The sequence below is a fragment of the Lactobacillus sp. UMNPBX4 genome (genome assembly GCF_002554115.1).
GTDB classification, from domain to species: Bacteria; Bacillota; Bacilli; order Lactobacillales; family Lactobacillaceae; genus Lactobacillus; species Lactobacillus gallinarum.
Window position 1 is genome coordinate 1 of the sequence record NZ_PCZF01000075.1, and the last position, 4,873, is coordinate 4,873.

Here is a 4,873-nt window from a genome sequence, read left to right on the forward strand (position 1 = left end):
GGAAATCATCGTTCTTTTTTCATGTCTTAGGAATTAGTTTTTTCCCAGACACTTTCTTTATTAACTATTAATTAGTCTTCCTTTTTGTCTTCAGCCTTAGCTTCGTCTTCCTTAACCTTTTCTTCTACCTTTGGAGAAATGTCGAAGATTGCTTTGCCGTTCAAGTACAAGTGCTTGTCGTCAGCAGTAAATTCAACCTTCTTAGTGTCAGGTTCTCTTAAGATCAACTTAGCAGCTGGAGTTTCAAGGTTTTGTTCAACAACTCTTCTAAGTGGACGAGCACCGAACTTCTTGTCGTAACCCTTTTCTGCCAAGAATGCCTTAGCTTTGTCTGAAACTTCAACAGTTACACCCTTCTTAGCAAGTACGTGAGACATCTTCTTCAAGTAAATGTTGATAATCTTGCCCATGTCTTGTTCAGTAAGTGAGTTGAATGGAACGATTGCGTCCAAACGGTTCAAGAATTCAGGTCTGAAGTAGTTTTCAAGAGCTGAGATTAACTTGTCTTGGTCAACCTTGCCGTCTTCAAGAAGCTTGTCTGAGAAGCCTGCGTTTGAAGTCATAATCAAGATAGTGTCTTTGAATGAAACGGTTCTGCCTTGTGCGTCAGTCAAACGACCGTCATCCATAATTTGGAGAAGTGCGTTAAAGACTTGTGGGTTAGCCTTTTCAATTTCGTCAAACAAAATCAATGAGTATGGTTGGTGACGAACTTTTTCAGTTAATTGACCACCTTCACCGTAGCCTACGTAGCCTGGTGCAGAACCGATTAACTTGTTAACAGCCATCTCGTCTTGGTATTCACTCATGTCCAAACGGATCAAGTGATCTTTGTTACCAAATAATTGGATAGCTAATTGTTTAGCAAGTTCAGTCTTACCAACACCAGTAGGACCAGTAAGTAAGAATGAACCAGTAGGACGATCGCTGTCTTTGAAGATTTGCTTACGAGCAATAGCGTCAGTAATTACGTCAATAGCTCTATCTTGGTCAATAACGTTCTTCTTCAACTTCTTAGCCAAGTCTAAGTTCTTTTGAGCTTCATCTGCGTGAAGTTCGCTCATAGGAATCTTAGTCTTTTGTTCAATAATTGCGTAGATGTCTTTTTCAGTTACTTCTGGAGTATTCTTGGTATCTACGTTCTTTAATTGCTTTTCAAGTTCAGCAATCTTGTTCTTAATTTCGCTAGCCTTGTCGTAGTCTTCAGCCTTAGCAGCTTCTGACTTCTTAGCTTCAAGAGCATTGATTTGATTCTTCAAGCTCTTTTCATCAGTTGGTTGTACAAGCAAAGCCTTCTTAGCACCAGCTTCATCCATCAAGTCAATGGCCTTGTCTGGTAAGTAACGACCTTGAATGTATCTTTCTGATAATTCAACAGCTAGTTTAAGACTGTCATCACTGTATTTTACGTGGTGGTAATCTTCGTACTTCTTCTTTAAGCCTTCCAAAATCTTGATAGCTACATCTGTAGTTGGTTCAGGAACTTGAACAGCTTGGAATCTACGTGATAAAGCTGGGTCCTTTTCAATTCTTTGGAATTCGCTTGTAGTAGTAGCACCGATTAACTTCAAGTCACCGCTTGCAAGAGCTGGCTTCAAGATGTTAGCAGCGTCACCATTGTTGTTTTCTGAATCAGTTGAACCAGCACCAACAATGTTGTGCAATTCATCGATAAATAAAACAATGTTAGGATCGCTCTTAGCCTTGTCGATAACCTTCTTTAATCTTTCTTCAAAGCTACCACGAAGACTTGAACCAGCAACCATGTCATTGATGTTTACTGAAATAATGTGCATGTTAGCCATCTTAGCTGGCACATTGCCTGAAGCAATTCTTTCAGCTAAACCTTCTACAATAGAAGTCTTACCAACACCAGCAGGTCCGATTAATACAGGATTATTCTTCTTACGTCTTGATAAAATTTCAATAACGTTATCAATTTGTTCGTCACGACCAATAACTGGGTCAAAATTATTCTTCTTTGCTTCTTCAACTAAATCTACGCCAATTGGTTTTTCATTTGGTTGTTGTGGGGTTTGTTGAATGGTTTGAGGAGCTGAACTCATATTGCTTGAGTAATTAATAGGAATTGAACCTGAATTACCGTTGCCACTTCTTCTGCCAAAGTCGTCATTAAAGAATGAGCTGTTCAATTCGTTAAATAAGTTGTCAAAATCATTGTCAAAGTATGCCATATCTGCAAACACTCCCATCATAAACTTGATTTTTAGCACTCAAAGCATTTAAGTGCTAATTCATTACATTTATAAGTATAGCAGGTTATCCACAGATTGCAAGCATAGATTTAAAAGTTTTCCACATTTTTCTTTTAATTTGTGATGTTAATCTAAAAAAAGTAATAAAATCGTTGATATATAAGCGTTTATATTGCTTCACAATATATAAAGATTTTATTAAGAAGGATGAAATTATACGCTTAAAGGATTATTGGGTGTAAAAGTTTTCCACAGGATGAATATTAATCCTGCTCATTTTGTCCATTTTTATCGTTATCTGACTTTTTTCCTTGTCGCGGTATTACTTGATTATTCTTATTCTTAATTGGTTCTAATAAATATTGTTGAATAACCTGGACTACTTGTTGATTTTGAGGCAAATCAGAGTGATCAGCCTTATCACCAGTGATTGTCATCGCAGTATAACTCTTTACTTGCTTTTGAAAAATATACTTTCCTGCTGCAACGCTAGCTTCTGGGACGATCCCATCTGACTCATAATTTTTGCCTCCAGATACAGAATACACCACTAAGCTCTTAGGGAGTCTATTTTTGCACTTAATAAAATCTTCCAGCATTTGCGTTTTATGGTTCATATTCTTTTCGCTAAAATTATACGGCGTCCCTACTGTCATTAAACGCTTCATGGTAATTTCATCCGAATAAGTTGAATAATAGTGTTCTAGCCAGTATGTCCAAATTAAACCACCATTAGAATGGCCAAAGGCCTTAAAATTATTAAATTTATAGTCCCATGAAATAGCTTCAAAGGCTTCATCTAACCATCCTGCTTGTTTTTTGATATTGCTATAACCATCTTTATTGTTTTTAAAGCCAATAATAATAAACGGCTCATTATCATTTTTATTAATTGAGCCCGAATACGACAGATTACCATTAGTTGAAACGTTGATTTTCAACACGCTATGTTTAGTTGGAGTGTTTTGATTTAATAATTTAACCAACTCATTAAAACGTTCAGTAGTCGCACTGGATCCAGGCACCATGATTACCGGTGACAAGGCAGATTTCATTCTTTGTGCACGAGCTTGGTTATCTTTTTCCATCCATTTATAACCAGGAATAGCGAAAACCATAACTACTAATAAAACAAGGGCAATCCATTTTAAATTAGGATTTTTAAGCAGTTTGTTGGCCTTTTTCATATTCATAAGCTTTAAGTTTCCTTTCTATCCTTTGTCCCAATAACGAAATAGGTATTAACATCAAAATATCTAAAATAAATAAACAAATAGAAAAGACTAAATTACTCCAGTTGCCGTTAGAACCGAAAAACGAAATAAGAATTCCTGGGGTCCCTTTTAATACTGGATAAATACATGGTGTAATAATATGAAGAAAAATTGCTAATGAAGCAATCATGATGTTAATTACAGGGATCAATACCATAGGTAAAAAGAGCACGGGGTTTAAAATAATTGGCATCCCTATCATGAACCCCCACGTAGAGTTAAATGCTGCAGGTAATAAATTAGCCTTGGCAATATTCTCTGTCTCTTTATTTTGATGTGACAATAAAATGATTACTATTAATGCTAAAACAACGCTAGCACCGCCCATTGCACCGTAAGGATAAACAAGCGAACTACCTAAAAACTTATAAGGAACATTCCATGAACTGCCATGTTTTAATGCATAATCGAGGTTAACAGTAGCTGTCCCGCTTGTAAGTGCTGCAGCCGTAGATAAAGAAGTTAAAGGATAGCCAATCCCAATCCAACTAAGCAGCATAACGACAAACGCCAATGCAATAATTTCAAATATATTGTTGGAATTTTGAATTTGAATAACCAATTCTTTAAAAGTACTGGAGCTCAATATCTTGATTTGCAATTCATAAATAATAATCCCCAAAATCATCCCCGCAATAATAGATACAGATGCAGGCAAAAGCGCATTCCAGGCCCGAGTTCTAACTCGGTGAACATGTTCAAATTCTACAGGCTGGTGATTTTTACCTAACCAATGGAAAATTTCACCAACTGCATATCCCACTAGTAACGCAAGTAACAAAGCATTAATTTGCAATACACTAGATGAAAACATTGACTTATTACTAAGCTTATTTCCCACATTACTTGCATACGCACAAAACATAATTATCATTACTGCAGTCATACCGGCTAACGTAGAATCTTTATGATATAAACGTGCTGTATAACGTGCCGCAAAATATGCCGCATATAAACCAAATAATCCAAAAGTTACCCGCACAAAGCCGTTACAAATAAATGAACCGGCATACCATATTTTGTCGGGCATAGTTGAATCAAAATTCAGGATATTATAAATAAAACTGTCTGGTGAAAAAACAGCATCACGTAGCAACTTAAAATAAGAACCAATAATTGCAATTGGCATCAGCATCCCCAAAGTTCGCTGAAAAATTCTAAATATTGGTAATCTTCTTATGATAAGAATAAAGTTGGTTATTCTCTCTCCCATAGCTTTTCCCTTTACCTATCTTCAATAAATATGATTGAATGAGTTTATATTAATCACATTATACAATGATGCTAGGAAGTTGATAATTATGGCCTATATAGAATTAAAAAATAATCGAAAATTGCAATTTCAAATTGAACACTTTTGAAAATTAAATTCTGTATATTGAA

General features: G+C 35.8%; 3 protein-coding genes. All 3 read right to left on the reverse strand.

What is annotated here, in order from left to right; genetic code table 11:
• Positions 1 to 71: 71 nt before the first annotated feature.
• The gene (locus CP355_RS09405; RefSeq protein WP_098044406.1) at positions 72 to 2,195 is read right to left on the reverse strand and encodes an ATP-dependent Clp protease ATP-binding subunit; all 2,124 of its coding nucleotides are present in this window, start codon (positions 2,193 to 2,195) and stop codon (positions 72 to 74) included.
• Positions 2,196 to 2,479: 284 nt separating this feature from the next.
• Positions 2,480 to 3,409 (reverse strand): alpha/beta hydrolase, encoded by a 930-nt coding sequence (locus CP355_RS09410; RefSeq protein ID WP_098044407.1) that lies wholly within the window; start codon positions 3,407 to 3,409, stop codon positions 2,480 to 2,482.
• On the reverse strand, positions 3,378 to 4,703 hold the full coding sequence (locus CP355_RS09415) for a PTS transporter subunit EIIC (RefSeq protein WP_098044408.1): 1,326 nt from the start codon (positions 4,701 to 4,703) through the stop codon (positions 3,378 to 3,380). Before CP355_RS09415 ends, CP355_RS09410 begins: the two co-directional genes overlap by 32 nt.
• Positions 4,704 to 4,873: the final 170 nt, after the last annotated feature.